16 protein-coding genes are annotated in these 18,580 nt (G+C 34.8%); 14 read left to right on the top strand and 2 right to left on the bottom strand.

What is annotated here, in order from left to right; translation table 11 throughout:
- Positions 1–4 precede the first annotated feature (4 nt).
- From trmB to CDV25_RS01415, 12 genes are all read left to right on the top strand, one after another.
- Positions 5–1,243: a tRNA (guanosine(46)-N7)-methyltransferase TrmB gene (trmB, locus tag CDV25_RS01470; protein WP_108910470.1), complete on the top strand. Its 1,239-nt coding sequence runs from the start codon at positions 5–7 to the stop codon at positions 1,241–1,243.
- On the top strand, positions 1,227–1,895 hold the full coding sequence (locus CDV25_RS01465; RefSeq protein ID WP_034554001.1) for a cell division ATP-binding protein FtsE: 669 nt from the start codon (positions 1,227–1,229) through the stop codon (positions 1,893–1,895). Before trmB ends, CDV25_RS01465 begins: the two co-directional genes overlap by 17 nt.
- Positions 1,882–2,688: an FtsX-like permease family protein gene (locus CDV25_RS01460; RefSeq protein WP_034554002.1), complete on the top strand. Its 807-nt coding sequence runs from the start codon at positions 1,882–1,884 to the stop codon at positions 2,686–2,688. Before CDV25_RS01465 ends, CDV25_RS01460 begins: the two co-directional genes overlap by 14 nt.
- Positions 2,689–2,690: 2 nt before the next feature.
- Positions 2,691–3,959 carry a murein hydrolase activator EnvC family protein gene (locus CDV25_RS01455; RefSeq protein ID WP_108910469.1) on the top strand — a complete coding sequence of 423 codons (1,269 nt, stop codon included), beginning with the start codon at positions 2,691–2,693 and terminating at the stop codon, positions 3,957–3,959.
- A 216-nt stretch (positions 3,960–4,175) separates the two neighbouring features.
- Positions 4,176–4,565, top strand: coding sequence for a flagella length regulator FlaG (gene flaG / locus CDV25_RS01450; protein ID WP_108910468.1), 390 nt, complete (start codon positions 4,176–4,178; stop codon positions 4,563–4,565).
- Positions 4,566–4,587: 22 nt separating this feature from the next.
- Positions 4,588–6,660, top strand: coding sequence for a flagellar filament capping protein FliD (gene fliD / locus CDV25_RS01445; protein WP_108910467.1), 2,073 nt, complete (start codon positions 4,588–4,590; stop codon positions 6,658–6,660).
- Between the two features lie 9 nt (positions 6,661–6,669).
- Positions 6,670–7,053: a flagellar export chaperone FliS gene (gene fliS, locus CDV25_RS01440; RefSeq protein ID WP_108910466.1), complete on the top strand. Its 384-nt coding sequence runs from the start codon at positions 6,670–6,672 to the stop codon at positions 7,051–7,053.
- A complete protein-coding gene (locus CDV25_RS01435) occupies positions 7,037–7,288 on the top strand; it encodes a hypothetical protein (RefSeq protein WP_034554376.1) in 252 nt (83 codons plus the stop codon). The genes fliS and CDV25_RS01435 overlap by 17 nt, the downstream gene beginning before the upstream one ends.
- A 39-nt stretch (positions 7,289–7,327) precedes the next feature.
- The gene (locus CDV25_RS01430) at positions 7,328–8,224 is read left to right on the top strand and encodes a DUF2156 domain-containing protein (RefSeq protein WP_108910465.1); all 897 of its coding nucleotides are present in this window, start codon (positions 7,328–7,330) and stop codon (positions 8,222–8,224) included.
- Positions 8,225–8,254: 30 nt separating this feature from the next.
- A complete protein-coding gene (locus CDV25_RS01425; protein WP_108910464.1) occupies positions 8,255–9,289 on the top strand; it encodes an efflux RND transporter periplasmic adaptor subunit in 1,035 nt (344 codons plus the stop codon).
- Positions 9,286–12,417 (top strand): efflux RND transporter permease subunit, encoded by a 3,132-nt coding sequence (locus CDV25_RS01420; protein WP_108910463.1) that lies wholly within the window; start codon positions 9,286–9,288, stop codon positions 12,415–12,417. The genes CDV25_RS01425 and CDV25_RS01420 overlap by 4 nt, the downstream gene beginning before the upstream one ends.
- Positions 12,407–13,660, top strand: a complete 1,254-nt coding sequence (locus tag CDV25_RS01415; protein ID WP_108910462.1) for a TolC family protein — start codon at positions 12,407–12,409, stop codon at positions 13,658–13,660. Before CDV25_RS01420 ends, CDV25_RS01415 begins: the two co-directional genes overlap by 11 nt.
- 30 nt (positions 13,661–13,690) lie before the next feature.
- Here the strand turns inward: CDV25_RS01415 and CDV25_RS01410 are convergent, their stop codons facing one another.
- Both CDV25_RS01410 and CDV25_RS01405 read right to left on the bottom strand, forming a co-directional pair.
- Positions 13,691–13,906 carry a CstA-like transporter-associated (seleno)protein gene (locus tag CDV25_RS01410; RefSeq protein WP_108910461.1) on the bottom strand — a complete coding sequence of 72 codons (216 nt, stop codon included), beginning with the start codon at positions 13,904–13,906 and terminating at the stop codon, positions 13,691–13,693.
- Positions 13,906–16,071: a carbon starvation CstA family protein gene (locus tag CDV25_RS01405; protein ID WP_108910460.1), complete on the bottom strand. Its 2,166-nt coding sequence runs from the start codon at positions 16,069–16,071 to the stop codon at positions 13,906–13,908. Before CDV25_RS01405 ends, CDV25_RS01410 begins: the two co-directional genes overlap by 1 nt.
- A 337-nt stretch (positions 16,072–16,408) precedes the next feature.
- On the opposite strand from CDV25_RS01405, the gene rho reads away from it, so the two are divergent.
- Both rho and murI read left to right on the top strand, forming a co-directional pair.
- Entirely contained in the window at positions 16,409–17,731 is a 1,323-nt protein-coding gene (rho, locus tag CDV25_RS01400) for a transcription termination factor Rho (protein ID WP_108910459.1), read from the top strand.
- On the top strand, positions 17,712–18,491 hold the full coding sequence (gene murI, locus CDV25_RS01395) for a glutamate racemase (RefSeq protein WP_108910458.1): 780 nt from the start codon (positions 17,712–17,714) through the stop codon (positions 18,489–18,491). Before rho ends, murI begins: the two co-directional genes overlap by 20 nt.
- The last annotated feature ends 89 nt before the right edge of the window (positions 18,492–18,580 follow it).

Genomic DNA, 18,580 nt, shown 5'->3' with positions numbered 1-18,580 from the left:
TCCTATGCCACATTTCAAATCTCACACCCTGACACTCCCCGCCCTTCCCTTTGAGACTACTACACAAGAAGGTAAATTTTATTTTTTAGAGCATTACATTTCTGCTTATTTTAAAAACCACTCTCTACTTCACACAAGATATATTCCACACAATCTACCCCCTAAAGACTTCTTTCTATCCATTAAATCCCCCAAAGAAGACCAATATCTCATAAAATGTGATAAATCATCTAAAATCGCCCCCATAGAGATCGCAAAAACTGCACTTTTATTCTTAGCTAATCAACAAAATTCCCTTATATCTCACAATCTAACACCAAAGAACATTACCCCAAGCTTTAAACTCCCTTTTATTAAAGAAATTGCAGATATTAAAAAAATGTTAGAAGATTCCACACAAACTCTCTGGCTAGAAATTGGCTTTGGTAGCGGGAGACATTTATTACATAATGCAAAGAATAATCCGGATATTTTACACATAGGCTTAGAGATTCATCATCCCTCTTTAGAGCAAGTTGCTAGACAAATTGGGCTTTGCAAACTCAAAAACTTGCTTATTTTTAATTATGATGCAAGAATCTTTTTAGAATTATTACCTACTAACTCTTTAGAGAGAATATTTATTCATTTTCCAATCCCTTGGGATAAAAATCCTCATCGTAGAATCTTTAGCCCATCTTTCTTGACACAAACCCATAGGATTTTAAAAGAAAGAGGAACTTTAGAATTACGCACAGACAGCAAAGAATACTTTGAATATAGTCAAACTTTAGCTAAAGATTCACCACTTTTCACCGCTAAAGAGGCTATTAATCAACAAAATCCAATAACAAGTAAATATGAAGCGCGTTGGAAAAGACAGCAAAAAAATATTTATGATTTGGTATTAACCGCTAAAAATACACAAAAAAACACAAAAGGAACCTATGATTTTACTTTTCCTTCCGCAGATTCAATCAAGCAAGCAATGCTTACACAATTTGCCCCCCATAAATTTCTAAAAAAAGACTTTTTTTTAAATCTTGAAGATTTATTAGTAGAATCAAATTCTACACAAAAACCTAAAAAAGTCTTAAAAATTTCTTTTGGGGCATTCAATTATCCGCAAAACCACTATATAATTATTGACAATAAAGTCCAATATTTCAAAGAAAAACCACTACCAACGGAGGCAAATTATCAATCCCACAGATTGCTTTGCACTCTATTATTTGAAGGATTAAACAATGGATGCAATTATTAAAGCAGAAAATATGAATTTAGGCTATAACAATGAAATGATTATTAAAAACGCAACTTTTAGCATATTCCCTCAAGAATTCGTTTTTATTAGCGGTCCTAGTGGAAGCGGTAAAAGCACTTTAATGCGTTCTATCTATGGCGATTTAAATCTAAAAAGCGGCTCTTTAGAAGTATGTGGAGTAGAGATGTTTAAAGCAAGTAAAAAAAATATAGAAACACTTCGCCGTCATTTAGGAATTATTTTTCAAGATTATAAACTCATTAAAGATTTCAATGTTGAAAAAAATGTAATGCTACCTATGATTATAGGAGGCTTTACTAAGGAATCTTGCCAATCCCAAACAGATAGACTTCTAGCGCATATCAAACTTTCTCATAAAGGCAGTAAATATCCCTTAGAGCTAAGCGGAGGAGAACAACAAAGGGTCGCAATGGCTAGAGCACTCTCCCATAATCCTCTCATTATTTTAGCCGATGAACCCACAGGAAACCTTGATGATTATTCTAGTGAAGTGATATGGAGTCTCCTAAAAGGGGTTAATGAACAATTAGGCATTACCATATTAGTTGTAACACATAGAATCCCAGAAGCTTTCAATCTCCATTATCGTCATCTACACATTGAAGAAGGAGTGATTTATGAACTCTCTTAAAAATCATCTAGCACTGATTATTCCCCTTATTGCCTTACTCTTTGCTTTAGAAAGTATTTTGCTTATGCATCGGATACTTAAAGACTATGAGAGTAAATTAGGCAATAATTATGCGATTATCCTTGCAGCTTCTAAAGAATTAACCCTAGAAGAAATTAAAAATAAAATTCCAGAATCTAAATCCCTCAACACCATAGATTCAAAAATTATTTTAGAAAATTTAGAGAAAAATATCTCTCCCACTAACCTAACATTACTCAAAAATTCTCTCCCATTTTTTTATTCATTAAACCTTGATTCTTACCCAAGCTCTTCACGGCTAGAAGCCATTAACAAAGCCTTAAAGTCTCTTGATAACATTCTACGCATAGAAACTTTCACAAAAAGCCATAGCCAAATTTACCAACTACTTTTAATTATTAATGGAAGTATTCTTATCTTTTCAAGCCTTATTGCACTTATTAGCATCCTCTTAATGTTTAAACAAATAGAAATTTGGAAATTTCAGCATTTAGAAAGGATGGAGATTATGACTTTACTTGGAGCACCTCTATGGATGCGTTCTCAAATATTGTTCCGACTTGCTTGTTTAGATACCATTATCGCTGTTATTATCGTAGGCATTGGGTTATGGTATGTTACCCAAAACCCTACATTCCTAATCTTTATGCAAGAATTAAGTCTCAACCCAAAAATATTCTCCCCTATGGCAGATTGCATTATTCTCTTATTTGTAGGTTTAACCATCTCCTTAATCTCTGTTTGGATTGTTAGCCTACAAGCAAAGGATTAAAAATGTTTAAAATATTTCTTATTCTTTTTTGCATACTTTTCTTAAACGCCAATGAAAAAGATATTAGCCAAAAAATCACACAAAATAAAGCCGCTCTTGAAAGTAAAAAGAAAAAAGAAGCACAAATCAATCAAAAACTTCAAGAATTAGGCAATGAAGCCAATAAACAAAAAGAAGAGGCTAAAGCCTTGCAAAAAGTTATAGATGAAAGTGAGGCTAACATTGCTAAAAATGAGGAAGAATACCTCCAAAAACAAAAATCTATAGAGGCTCTCTCACAAACACAAAAAGACCTTTTCCAAAAACGCAAAAAAATAGAATTAGAAATTATTGATTTAATGACTAAAGAGGCTTCATTTTCTATCTTATTAAATAGCTACCAGCCAGAATCTATTCGGGATTTACTAACAGAGGAGAGCTTTAAAGTTTTAAACCAAAACACTAAACAACATATCATAAATCTAAGTGAAGAACAAAGCAAAATTGTAGCTAACCTTCAAAATTTACAAGAAGAACTCAAAACACTCAAAGCATTTATACAATCAGAAAACAAAAAAAGGGAAACCCTAAAAAATCTCCAAAAAAAGCAACAAACCTTACTCGCAAATTATCAAAAAGAAATTGAAAAATACAACCAAGAGCTAAAGAAAATCGTCCAAGAAAGGGATGGTCTCCAAGATATACTTGTTAATCTTAATATCCTAAAAAGCCAAGAGGAAGAAAAACGCAAAAAACTTCAAGAATTAGCCAAAAGCGAAAAACCACAACCTGAAAATCTCTCACCTACAAACACTAAACAACAATCCCAAAAAATACCCACTAATGACTTTGATGTGCGTCAAGTAGCGAGCTCTTATCATAATATCAACACCACCAAATACAAAGGCGCTAAGACAATAGCCCCGCTTGATGATTTCACGATAGAAAAACGTTTTGGTCCTTATTATGACCCCGTTTATAAAATGAAAGTCTTTAATGAATCCATAACCCTTGTCCCAAAAGGAGATGACAAAGTTAAAAGTGTGCTTGATGGAAAGGTTGTTTTTGCCAAAGATACACCGATTCTAAAACGCGTTGTAATTATCGAGCATAAAAATAATATACATACCATTTATGCCCAACTTGATAAAATAGCTCCGACCATCAAACCCGGAAGCACCGTAAAAAAGGGATACACCATAGGGAGAGTAGAAAATGTCTTAAAGTTTGAAGTAACCCTTAAAGATAAGCATATTGACCCACTAGAACTTATTACATCACAAAATATTTAAAGACTTAAACTACTCACTCCTAATCCCTTAATATAATACATTATCCGCTACTCCTATTATCAAGAAATAGCATACAAATATCACTTATCACTATCCCCACCTTTTAAAAGACTAAAATCCTTCAAAATCAAAAAATAATAAAGAATTTATTTTTTACTTCACTTTTTTTATAAATATCCGATATACTTCAAAGAAATTTATTAAAAAGGGGATAAAATGAATACAATTGAAAGTGGAACAAAAATTGCTAATAACCCAATAAATACCCATCAAGGGAATAAAACAAGAGATAACAATACCTCCACTTCCTCATTTATGCAAACACAGCAAGTGCAGGAACAAAGTATTAAGGAAAGTCAAAAAAATCAAGATAAAGAGGAAAAAAGGCAGCAACTTATTGAGTTAGCACAACAACTCAATAAAGAATTAAATCCTCTTAATACAAGCATTTCTTTTGGCTTTAATGAAGATATTAATGGAATGTATGTCTCGGTTACTGAAAAAAGCACGAATCGCTTAATCCGAAAAATTCCAAGCGATGAGGCAATGAAACTTATGGCGAAAATGAAAGAAATCGTAGGCATAATTTTCAACAAAGAGGCATAATCTCAAAAACAAGGAGTTTATTATGGCAATAGCAACTACTTCATCATTAGGAATTGGTAGCGGACTCTTAAGTTGGGATAATCTTAATGAGCTTAAAAACAATGATGTTAAAAATCTCATTAATCCTATCACCAAAAAAATAGAGAAAAATGTCGAACAACAAACAGAGCTTGCTAAACTCATAACCAATATGACTTCTTTGAATACTCAAGCAAAGAATCTCTCGGATTTAAGCACTTACCAAAAACGTTCAACCACTATTGAAGGCACAGGGATAAAGGCAACTGCAGGGGCTGGTTTAGCGGTGCAAGATATTAAAATTAATGTCTCCCAACTCGCACAAAATGATGTAAATCAAGTAGGATTAAAATTCGCATCAAGGGATAGTGTGTTTAGCAACAAAAATACAACCTTAAACTTCTACCATAATGGCACAAACTATAATATTAATATTAAAGCAGGTATGACTCTCTCTGAAGTTGGACAAGCCATCACAGACGCTACAGATGGTAAAGTTTTAGGTATCATTATGAAAACAGGTGGAGATAATCCCTACCAATTAATGATTCAGTCTAAAGATAGCGGAGCGGATAATAAAGTCTATTTTGGTAGCACCCTAGTAGGATCCGCATTACCCGGAGGTAAAATAGAAACTACCAATTCAGGAAGTATTGAATTTGATATTGCTGGTCAAAAACTAAAAATTGACGCTAAGGATATTCAAAGCGACTTTGGGAATACTGCAGAACAAAACGCTCAAGCACTTTTAGATGCTATCAACAAAAAACTTGAAGATCCAAGCAATAGCACACTCAAAGGATTAGTCGATAGCGGACAAGTAACCATCGAACTTAATAAAGATGGCACAGGATTAATGCTTAATGATTCTAAGGGCGGAGACATATCAGTTGAAGTTAAAGATATGAAATTCCAAGCCGCACAAGGAACAACTAGTGCAGAGACTGATTTAGGTTTTTCTACCAAAAAAACACAAACCCCTAACCAAGTTACAGGTAGCAAAGGAGTAAGCAACGAAACTTTAACCGGAAAGTTTTCTATCAATGGCACAGAGTTTGATTTAAGCCAAGTTAGCTCACAAACAGGAGCTAATAATGCAGAAAAAGTCGCTGCTCTTATCAATGCACAAACAAGCACTACCAAAGTAGAAGCCAAAATAGAAAATGGCAGACTTATCTTAAATCATCAAAGTGGAGAAGAGATTACCTTATCCTCTAGCGATAATGCACTAGATTCATTAGGATTAAATGCAGGAATTTATGCAACAAACAAAAACTTCTTAAAGGATATGAATATCACAAATATCCAAAAAGCACAAAATGCAAAACTTACCTATAATGGGATTAATATAGAAAGGGATAAAAATAGCATTGATGATATTGTCTCTGGACTTACCCTAGAGCTTACCGCAGTTACTAAACCTAATGAAGAAGTTATCGTAAGGATAGCAAGAGATGATAGTGGGCTTAGTGATGAAGTCAAAAAGTTTGTAGAAAACTATAATGAAATGTTTAATAAACTCAAAGAGCTTACTAAATATGATAAGGATACGAAAGTAACAGGAGTTTTCAATGGTAATAGTGATATTACAAGTATCACGCGTAAATTGAATGCTATTATCACCTCTATAGACCCTAGTGGAAATAACTTAATGAAATTTGGTGTCTTTCTTAATGATGATGGAACTTTGAAGTTTGAAAAAGAGAAATTCGATACAGAATTTAAAAAAGATCCTGACGCTGCCATCGCATTTTTCAGAAGTAGCACTAGCATTATTAATGGAGAGAGTAAAGAAATTGATGGAGTTTTTACAAAAATTAAAAAAACCCTTGATGGATTTATTACCGATGAGAAAGTCAATGGAAAAGAAAAAAAGGGAACCTTAAAGCTTCTAGAAACCTCACTTAATGATGATAAGAAAAAACTAGAGACAGAAAAAACCAATACGCAAAAACGGATTGATGACAAATATAATGCGATGGCAGAGAAATGGGCACTTTATGATCAAATGATAGCCAAGCTTACCCAACAACAACAAAAATTGTCTACAATCATTGCTGCACAAATGAAACAATAAAGGCTAGAAATGAAACCCAATGCAGCTTATAACTCCTATCAACAAAACTCTGTAGCAGTAGAATCTCCTACAAGATTGATCGAAATGCTTTATGAGGGTATCTTGCGTTTTGCCTCTATGGCAAAACGTTGTATCGACTCAGAGGATATTGAAAAAAAAATTTATTATATCAATCGCACAACTGATATTTTTGTAGAATTACTCAATTCTTTAGATTATGAAAAAGGTGGGCAAGTAGCTCATTATCTAACAGGATTATACACCCACCAAATCAAGCTTTTAACCCAAGCAAATATGGAAAATAGTAAAGATAAAATTGATATTGTAATAAAAGTAACCAAAGGCTTATTAGAAGCTTGGAAGGAGGTCAATCAAAATGAACTGGCTCAATGAATTAAAAGTTGCTTACCTTAATAGAAACGATAATAAAATTAACGAATTATTAGATAATCTGCCTACTCTCACTACAAGGGATGAAATATTTGAAGCTCTAACGATAATGGAGCAAATCACGGAATATGCTAAAACTCAAAAACAGCAATTAAGCCAAGAAATGAGAAAACTCAAACAAACAAAAAAATTTCTACCCCAAGAGCAAAACATTCCTAGAATTAATCTATCTTTATAATTCTTACTATACAATTACGCTTTAAAATAAGGAAATTGTATGGACTTTAAGCCTATTAGCATAGAAGATAAAGCATTCATTGAAAGTTTTTTAAAACCTCAAAACCTCTTAGTATCGGATTTAACTTTTAGTAATCTTTATTTATGGCACTACTCAAGAGCCATTAGTTATTGTGTTTGTAACGACTGCCTTGTAATACAAACCCAATACCCCAATAAACAACCCTTTATCTTTTATCCTATCCACAAAGACAACCATAAAGAATCCAAAAAACAAGCCATTCTAGCCATTATGCAGGGATATAAAACTCAAAGCTTGGAGTTTTCTATCCATTCTTTAAGCCAAGTAGATAAGGAGGAGTTAGAATCCTTGCTACCTAATGCTTTTGATTATGTTTATAGGGAGGATAGGAGCGATTATATTTACTCTATCCCCGAGCTTATTGCGTTAAAGGGCAAAAAATATCATAAGAAAAAAACCCATCTTAATCGCTTTTTAGAACGTTATCCTTTTAGTTATGAAGCCCTAGATACTTGTAATGTTGCAGAACTTATTACAACCTATGAACAATGGTTTGATAAGGATAATGCTAATGAGGGCTTAAAGAATGAATATATAGGGATTATAGAATCCTTAAAAGCCTTTCATACTCTAAGCTTTAAAGGAGGAATTATCAGGGTAAATGGCAAAATTATCGCTTTTAGTTTTGGGGAACCTCTAAATGCAAATACGATTGTTATCCATATCGAAAAGGCAGATATTGACTATCAAGGGGCTTATCAAGCTATCAATAGAGAGTTTTTAGCTAGAGAGTGGCACAATTATACTTATGTCAATCGTGAAGAGGATTTAGGGATTGAAGGGTTAAGGAAAGCCAAGCAGTCTTACCAACCCCTTTTTTTACAAAAGAAGTTTGATGCTCTTTTAAAAACATAAATACCAAAACTTTGGAGTCTTAATAGAAATATGAAAATCCTTATCATTTGTATTTTGCTCTTTTCTTATCAACTCTTAGGAAACCCTACACTCATCGTCGCAGAGCCTATTAAAAATGGAATCTTTACACAAAATCATTACTATATCGGGTCTTTGTATTTTAGCGAACGATCCTTTTTAGCCTCTGAAATTTCTGGTGTTATCGAAGAAATTTTTGTCAATGAAGGGGATAAAATCCAAAAAAATCAAGCCCTAGCACGGCTTAATAGTGATTTACTAAATACAGAAATTACTATTAAAAAAGCTCTCTTACGACAAGCACAAGCTCTTTTAAAAAAAAGCACAAAAGATTTTAAACGTTATGAGGAGCTTTATAAAAGTAATTCCATTGCTTATAAAGAATACGAAGACGCCCTCTTTGACCTACAAGCTCAAGAGGGAAATACAAACGCTATTGCTTCAGAGTTACAGCTACTCCAAGCACAACTACAAAAAAAAGTGATAAAAGCCCCCTATGATGGGGTAGTTTTAGAAAAAACCCTCAAAATTGGTGAGTGGGTAAGCACAGGAGCAAATGTTTTTAAAATCGCCAAACTCACCCCGCTAGAAGCAACCATTGAAGTCCCCTTTGCAATCTTACGTTCTTTAAAAATTGGGGATACTATAGAAACCTCCATTGCTGGTAAAAACTACCCATCTAAAATCATCGCCATTATTCCTCTAGGAGATTCCAAAACTAGGACTTTCCCTATTAAACTCTCTATTGAAGATAAAAAAGGAGAACTCATTGAAGGCTTAGAAGTTAAAGCTAACCTACATATACAAAGAGAAAAAGAAAGTCTTCTTGTCCCTAGAGATAGTATCATTCCCATACAAAATGGCTACGCGATTTTTATCATCAAAGACAACAAAGCTAAACAAGTAATGGTTAATATCAAGGGTTATGAAGGATTTAATGCCTCTATTGAACCACTAAATACGACCCTAAGCACAGAAGATAGAGTTATTACTCAAGGTAATGAACGTTTAAAGGATGGAGAGAGCATTAAAGAACAAGCATTATGATAAAAACACTAATTAACCGACCCATTGTTATTATTGTTTTAATGATTTTAATGGCACTCTTTGGAATTTTAAGCCTTAAGAGTCTGCCTTATCAATTAACGCCAAAAGTTACGCGTCCTATTATTACTATACAAACAACTTGGAGCGGTGCAACACCCTATGAAATAGAAAGAGAAATTATCCAAAGGCAAGAACAAGCCCTTAAAGGCATTGATAATTTAGTAAGTTTATATTCTAACGCTCGCAATAGCAGAGCCTTTATTACCTTAGAATTTAACATTAACACCAATTTAACCCAAGTGATGTTAGAAGTTAGTAATAAGCTTAATGAAGTTAAAGGATACCCTGATAATATAGATAAGCCTATTATAAGGGCTACTGGAGAAGATACTTCACCCATAGTGCGTATGATGTTAATAAGCTTAGACAAAAATAAAAATGTCCGCCAATACCGAACTTTTTTTAATGAGCAAATCATTCAATATTTTGAAAGAATAGAGGGTGTTGCAGAAGTGTTTTTCCCTAGTGGAGATAATAGAGAAATGCATATTATCTTAGATTATCAAAAATTAGCCGCTTATAATTTAAGCATTGATTCTATTATCAACACCCTAGAGAGAGAAAATGTCAATATCTCTGCTGGAATTATGAATTATGGAAGAAAATCTTATAGAATCCGCACAAATGCTGAATATAAAACCCCACAAATGATTGCTGACACCATTCTTTGGAGTGATGGCTTAAAACGTGTAAGAATTAAGGATATTGCAGAAGTCAAAGAAGGTTATAGCACCAAAACGACCGCTTCCCTTTATAATGGCAAGGAAGCCTTAAGTATTTTTATCAAGCCTACCGCTGATGCTAATGTTTTAGATTTAACAAATCAAGTAGAAAAAGTTTTTTTAAGTCTCAATGCAGGAATCCTAGCCAAAGAACACCTAAAATTAGAATGGATGTATGACCAAAGGGATTATATACAACAAGCCATTGCTTTAGTGCAACAAAACATTTTTATAGGAGCTTTTTTAGCTTGTGGGATACTCCTTATATTCTTACGCTCTATCACCTCTACCTTTATTATCGCACTCTCCATACCCCTAAGTATTTTTGGGACTTTTATCATTATGGCAGCCCTTAATAGGACTTTAAATGTTGTCTCTTTAGCGGGGATCTCTTTTGCAGTAGGTATGCTTGTAGATTCATCTATTGTAGTATTAGAAAATATCCATAGACATACAAAAATGAATAAACCCCTCTTTCAAGCTATTAATGATGGAACCACAGAAGTTATTGGCGGATTAATTGCTTCTGTGCTTACTACTATTGCTATCTTTATCCCTATTATTAGGATACAAGAAGAAGCAGGACAACTTTTCAAAGATATAGCCCTTGCTGCAAGCAGTGCGGTTGCTTTCTCACTTTTTGTATCCCTAATAGTTATTCCAACTTTATATTACCAAATACATAAAATAACACCAAAATTCCAAACAATCCCTCTAAAACCCTTAAATACTATCTCCCAATGCCTCCAAAATTTTGGTGATAAATGTGTAGCCCTCATTATGTTTTTCGTCCAAAAATGCCTTCAAAACACTAAAAGCAAGGTTCTTACAATCCTTACTTTAACCTCCCTCCCCTTGCTATTAGGTTATATTCTATTCCCCAAAATGGAATATCTCCCACAAGGCAATCAAAATTTCATTCTAAGCATTCTAAACCCACCTCCAGGACTTTCTTATAATGAGCGTCAAAAAATCGGTGAAATGCTTTTTACGTGTCTGCAACCTTATTTAAAAGAAAATGGGTTTAAAGGTAATGAAAAAATGCCTCCTATCCACAATATATTCTATTTAGGGAGTGAATCCAATATGCTCTTTGGATTGCGTTCTACAGAGATTACAAGGGCTGCTGAACTCATCCCCTTAGCAAGAGAATGTATTGCAACCATTCCCGGTATTAGCGGAAATACCTCCCAAGCAGGCATCTTTGAAAGAAGAGGGGGAGCAGGAAGAAGCATTGATGTCAATATTAGCGGAGAAAATTTAGAATCCATTATAGCAACCGCCCTAGAATTACAAAAAATTATTTTTGAAACCTTTGGAACACAAACACAAATAAGACCTATCCCAAGCCTAGAATTACTCTATCCAGAATTTAATCTCTATCCCAATAATGACAGATTAAAAGCAGTGGGCTTAGACTCAAGAAGTTTTGGTATAGCCCTAGATGTTTTAATGGATGGCAGAAAAATTGCAGAATACAAAGAAGAGGGGAGAAACAATATAGACTTAATCTTAAAAACTCAAAAATCCCAAATCTCCTCTCCAGAAGAACTTCATCGTTCCCTTATTTATACTCCTAATGGAGGGATATTACCGCTCTCTTCATTAGCTTTACAAAAACTAGAATATGGCATTAACGAAATTAGGCATTTAGAGACAAACCGCACCATAACCCTACAAATCAATCCCCCCCAAAATATCACGCTACAAGAAGCGATGGATAAAATAGAAAAGGAAGTTTTAGAAAAACTTAGAAACAATGGTTTTTTAGGGGACAATAAACTAACCCTTGGTGGAAATGCTAACCAACTTACAAAAATACGGCTTGCTTTAGAGGGGGGATTCATCCTTGCTGTTTTTATTATCTATCTGTTAATGGCAGCTTTATATGAGGACTTTATTTACCCCTTTATCATACTCTTTACTATCCCTTTAGCTTTAAGTGGAGGGATTTTAGGCTTATGGCTTGTGGATACCTTTTTAATCAAGCAAAGTTTAGATGTCCTTACAATGCTTGGCTTTATTATTTTAGTAGGAATTGTTGTAAATAACGCTATTTTAATCATCTATCAATCTTTACATAATATTAGGATTTATGGAATGGATTATCAAAAAGCCATTATAGAAGCTATAAGAGTCCGAATCCGACCTATTTATATGAGCTCCCTAACCTCACTCTTTGGTATGCTTCCCTTAGTCCTAGCTCCCGGGGCTGGAAGCGAAATCTATCGAGGGCTTGGGGCAGTAATCTTAGGGGGATTAGCATTATCCACCTTTTTAACCATTTTCCTAATCCCTTGCCTTTTATCTTTTTTTATCACTAAGGAAAAAAAGTATGTTTTATAAAATATTACTCCTTATAAGTCTTTTTCATTTTAGCTATGCACTAAGTTTGCAAGAAGCCATAGAATTAACCCTTAATAATAATCATAATATCAAAGAACAAACATACCTTTTAAAAGAAATGCAATATATTCACCAAAAAAACCAAAGCCCTTTTTATCCATCTATTGACGCTAATTACACCACCAATCAAAGCAATCGCCTAAACCAAAGAGATAAAAAAGCTTCAGGAAGTTTTGGAGGTAACATTACCTATAACCTTTTTAATGGATTAAGCGATATTTTCACACTCTCTAGCTCTAACTCTCTCTACCAAGCACAAGAACACCAATTACAAGCCACTAAAGAGGATATTATTTTGCTAGTTAAAACCGCTTATATTAATGTGTTGCGTCAAAACCAAAATGTCCTCATAGCCGAGCAATCTAAAGCCCTCTTAGAGGAGCAAAGGAGAGAAAGTGCAGAATTTTATAAAGTAGGATTAATCCCTAAAAATGATTTATTGAAAGTAGAAGTAGAACTTAAAAATGCCACGCAAACACTCTTAAGCGCAAAGAGTAATTTAGCCTACTTTATAAAAACGCTTGAACGATACACAAACACAAGCATTAATCCCAAAGAACTTATAGAATTAAAACTCCATAAACCAAGCTTGAAGCTTGATGCCCTACAAAATCTTATGTATGCAAAGAATTCCGCATTACTCCACCTAGACAAAATCATCCAAAGCAAAGATTATCTCATCAAAAGCAATGAGGGAAATTTTCTACCCGATATTAACCTTATAGGAAAATACACCAATTATAGCGATAATTACCCATTAATAGGCAAAAATGGTAGTTATAGAGAGGAAACTTCAGCAGAATTACAAATCAATCTTAATCTTTTCAATGGCTTTAAAGATAAATATCTCTTAGAATCCTCTAAAGTCAATAAATTAGCTTTTCAATCCCAAAGAATCACCCTCATAGAAAATCTAAATTTACAACTCTTTGAAAGCCTAGAAACTTATAATCTTGCTCTAAATGCTTATGAAATCTCCCTTATAGCCCTTAAACAAGCAGAGGAAAATTATAGAATCTCACAAAATCGCTATAAAGCAAGGATTGAAAGCACAAGCAATTTTTTAGATGCGGAATTACTCCTAACAAAAGCTAGAAGTAATGTGGTTTTAAACCGATATGGTATTATACAAGCCATCGCAGAAATAGAAAGAATCACACAAACACCCCAAGTGCAAGAATGATTAGGTATCGATAAACTTATCGCGTCTTTCTTAACAACACTTAGGATTGCCCTTAGAACCATATTTATTATCCATAGCTTCTTTAAAAAACTCCTCTTGTGTTTTAAGGGGTTCATTAGGGCGGTATTTAGACATATACTCTTTATATTTATCATAACTAGGTATGCCAACAAGTAAATACAAAAATCTATCAGATTTTTGATAGATTTTTTTTAGTAAGCTAAAAACCTTTAATATTCTATCCATTAAACAACCCCCTCATAATCACTTATCTTTTTATAAGGAAATTCCGCTAAAGGAATGGTTTTTTGCCCCCTAGAACACTGCCAACAAATCCTTAGAGTTTGCACCAAAACAAGCAAAGTTACAAACATAAAAAAGGCACAAAGAATCGCATTTAAAAGATTATTATTAGCAATCTTTGAAAGCCTTTGTGCCTCTTGAGTGAGTTTAGTAGCCAGCTCTACATCACTTGTTGCCATTGCTTCAAGCATTTTTACTTCGGCTTTTGCACTATTATTTTGCCAAATGGCGATATGGCTAACAGAATCGTGAATCTTCTCTCCATTAGCAGGAAGTAGCTTTAAAGTCCCCGCATACAAAGTGCTTACCAATACCCAAGTTACAGGCAAAATGACAACCCAAGATTGTTTAATTTTACCCATTTTAAAAAGCACGACCACCACAGCAAGCAAAGCCATTCCCGCAAGCATTTGATTAGAAACCCCAAAGAGCGTCCAAAGAGATTTAATACCACCTTGTGGGTCTGTTACCCCTTGATAAAGAATATAACCCCAAAGGGCTACACAAATCAAAGTCGCAATCGCACCATAAAAAACAGATTGAATATTCCCAAAGGGCTTATAAACATTACCTAATATATCTTGCACCATAAACCTAGCAGCCCTTGTTCCTGCATCTACTGCCGTTAAGATAAAAAGTGCTTCAAACAAAATAGCAAAATGATACCAAAACGCCATAGAACCTTGACTAAAAAGTGGAACTTGCGAAATAATAACAGCTAAACCAACCGCAAAAGTCGGTGCTCCCCCTGTTTTGCTTAAAATACTGCCCTCCCCTATTTCTTGTGCAGTATTTAAAATCTCCTCTGGAGTAATAACAAATCCCCAACTACTAATAGTCTGTGCTGCTACCTGTGCAGCAAGAGCAGCATCTTTTAGTGCTCCACTCTCATAAAAAGCACTCGTCCCAAGTGCAGCTGGAGCAACATTTAAAGAAAAATACAATCCCGGAGTTAGAATTACAGCCGCTATTAACGCCATTACCGCAACTGCAGATTCCATAATCATAGCTCCATAACCAACAGCCCTAGCGTGCGATTCTCTCTCTAGCATTTTAGGGGTTGTCCCACTTGAAATAAGTGCGTGGAATCCACTAATTGCCCCACAAGCAATAGTAATAAATAAAAAGGGGAATAATTCTCCGCTAAAAACCGGACCACTCCCATCAATAAATTGCGTTACACTTGCAAATTTAACCTCTGGAGCGACAATTAAAATCCCCACCGCCATAAGCACGATAACGCCAATTTTTAAAAAAGTGCTTAAATAATCCCTAGGAGCGAGCAAAAACCACACAGGTAAAATAGCAGCGACAAAGCCATAAATAATAATTACATAAGTTAAGCTAACAGGACTTAAAGTAAAAAACGCACTTAAAGTAGGACTTGCTGCCACCTCACTACCATAAATAAGTGCCAAGATAAGCAATACAAAGCCTATAATACTTGCCTCCCCAATCCTACCTGGACGCAAGAAACGCATATGAATCCCCATATAAATCGCAATAGGTATCGTCATAGCAATCGTAAATAACCCCCAAGGCGATTGTGCTAAGGCATTCACCACCACAAGGGATAAAATCGCAATAATAAGCATCATAATACCTAAAATCCCAATCATAGTAATACTCCCTACTCCCTTACCAAGCTCTAGCTTAATAATCTCTCCTAAAGATTTACCATTCCTACGCATAGAGATAAACAGCACCGTAAAATCATGCACAGCCCCTGCTAACACAACACCTACAACAATCCAAAGCATACTGGGCAAATACCCCATTTGTGCTGCTAAAATAGGACCAACCAAAGGACCTGCTCCCGCAATAGCGGCAAAATGATGCCCAAAAAGCACTATCTTATTAGTAGGGACAAAATCCCTACCATCATTATTTATTACCGCAGGAGTAGCACGATTATCATCTAACTCTAACACCTTACAAGCGATATATTTAGAATAAAACCTATAGCCAATAGCATAAATACATACAGCGGCTACTACTAACCAAACCGCAGAAATGCTCTCTCCGCTATGGAGTGCTAAAACCCCAAAACTATAAGCCCCAATAATGGCTACAATAGCCCATAAAACCATAATCAAACCTTTATTCATCTGAAGCTTCCTTTTACCAAATTTAGTTATAAAACAAGCATTAAAACTTAATTTATATATAAAGTCAATTCTTTATTAGTAATATTTAAGGAATCCACCAAACATTAAAAGAATGTGTTAATTTTCTACCCATTAATAAATTAATATTGACAAGAAAAAAGTTTTAGACTAAAATTCTACTTTATTGTAACATCTGCAAAACTACTAGAAGGGAAACTTCGACTTAAACTAAAGACTTAAATAAAACTAATCTTAATAGTTCTCTTAAGCATTCTTTGACAAGCAAAATTTTTGCACTCTCTTAAAAGGAGTTTTGCGATTTTAAAAAGGTTTTTATATGAGCGATAATCAGCATAAAAAAGAACAAAAGATGAGGACACATACACCCGTTGAGGGCTACACCATAGAAGACTTACGTGCAAAACCTATTAACAAACTAGCCGATATTGCAAAATCCTTAGGTATTGAAAACCCCCAAGAGCTTTTGCGTCAAGACTTAATCTTTGAAATCTTAAAAACCCAAGTGAGTAAAGGCGGTTTTATCCTCTTTACCGGGATTTTAGAAATCACTTCAGAAGGCTATGGTTTCTTACGCGCTATTGATGAAAACTTCTCTGGCTCTCAAAATGACGCCTATGTAAGTAGCACCCAAATCCGCAGATTCGCCCTAAGAAGTGGAGATATTGTAACCGGACAAGTCCGCTCCCCTAAAGACCAAGAACGTTACTATGCATTGCTAAAAATAGAAGCGATTAACTACCAATCCCACGATGAGATGAAAAACCGCCCCCTCTTTGATAATCTAACCCCCCTATTCCCAACAGAGCAAATCCATTTAGAATACAATAGCCTAAAAATCACCGGAAGAATGCTAGATTTATTTGCCCCCATTGGCAAAGGACAAAGAGCCTTAATCGTAGCACCGCCAAGGACAGGAAAAACAGAGCTTATGAAAGAATTAGCCTATGGAATCACGCACAATCATCCAGAAATTGAACTCATTGTTTTACTAGTCGATGAGCGTCCAGAGGAAGTAACCGATATGGAAAGAAGCGTTAAAGGAGAGGTTTATAGCTCCACCTTTGATATGCCAGCGAATAATCACACACGCGTTGCGGAGCTTGTTATAGAAAAGGCTAAAAGAATGGTAGAGTTAGGCAAAGATGTAGTAATCTTGCTTGATTCTATTACTAGACTCGCAAGGGCTTATAATACCGCGACCCCAAGTAGTGGTAAAGTCCTAAGCGGAGGGGTAGATGCTAATGCCCTCCATAAGCCAAAGCGATTTTTCGGAGCAGCTAGAAACATCGAGCAAGGAGGTTCCCTAACCATTATCGCAACCGCCCTTATCGAAACAGGCTCCCGAATGGATGAAGTGATTTTTGAAGAGTTTAAAGGCACAGGAAATAGCGAAATTGTCCTAGCTAGACATATTTCAGAGCGTAGAATCTACCCCGCAATGGATATTTTAAAAAGCGGAACAAGAAAAGAAGAACTCCTCTTAGGAGCCGATAAACTCCAAAAAGTATGGGTATTACGCAATGCTATCCACCAAATGAATAATGAAATAGACGCCTTAACTTTCCTCTACTCCCAAATGCAAAAATCCAAAGACAACGAAGAATTCTTAAATATGATGAATGATAGTGCAAAAAATTAAAACAACTCCCAAAAAAATCGGTGTTTTTGATAGTGGAGCAGGAGGCTTAAGTGTCTTAAAAAGCCTTATAAATTCTCAAATCTTTGAAGAAATCATTTATTATGGCGATACCGCAAGAGTTCCTTATGGAAACCGCAGCCAAAAAGTCATTATCCAATACTCCCTAGAAGCTCTAAATTTTTTTAAAACCCAGCATATCGACTTACTCATTGTAGCGTGCAATACCATAAGTGCCTATGGGTTACAATCAATGCAACAAGTCTCATCTTACCCTATCATTGGGGTTATTAAACCCGGAATCTTAGCCTTAGAAAACACCATTAAAAACAAAGATTCTAAAATCCTAATCTTAGGGACAAAAGCCACGATAAAAAGCAATCTCTACCAAACACTTTTACAAAAGCGAGGCTATCATAACCTATCCGCACTAGCTACAAGCCTCTTTGTTCCCCTAGTAGAAGAGGGGATTTTTGAAGGAGAGATTTTAAATTCTACAATGCACTATTATTTCAAAAGCTACCCAAACAATCCAGACGCTATTATTTTAGGTTGCACCCATTTCCCACTTATCGCCAAATCCATAGCAAAATATTTTGACAACAAACCCCTACTTATCCATTCAGGAGACTCGATTATGCAATATCTACAAAAGCAATATCCCCTAAAGCCCACCACAAACCCTACAAAAATAACCTTTTTTGCAAGTGATAACCTAGAAAGATTAAAACAAACTGCCAAACTATGGCTTAACCAACCCTAAACAAAACCTCTATAAGAATTTAGTTAATCCAAGATCCTAACAAAATCAACATAAGCACTCTTTAAAAATAAAGTATTATACCCTAATTA

The organism is Helicobacter apodemus (genome assembly GCF_003097575.1).
Taxonomy (GTDB): Bacteria; Campylobacterota; Campylobacteria; order Campylobacterales; family Helicobacteraceae; genus Helicobacter_D; species Helicobacter_D apodemus.
This window is presented reverse-complemented; position numbering and strand designations above follow the sequence as displayed.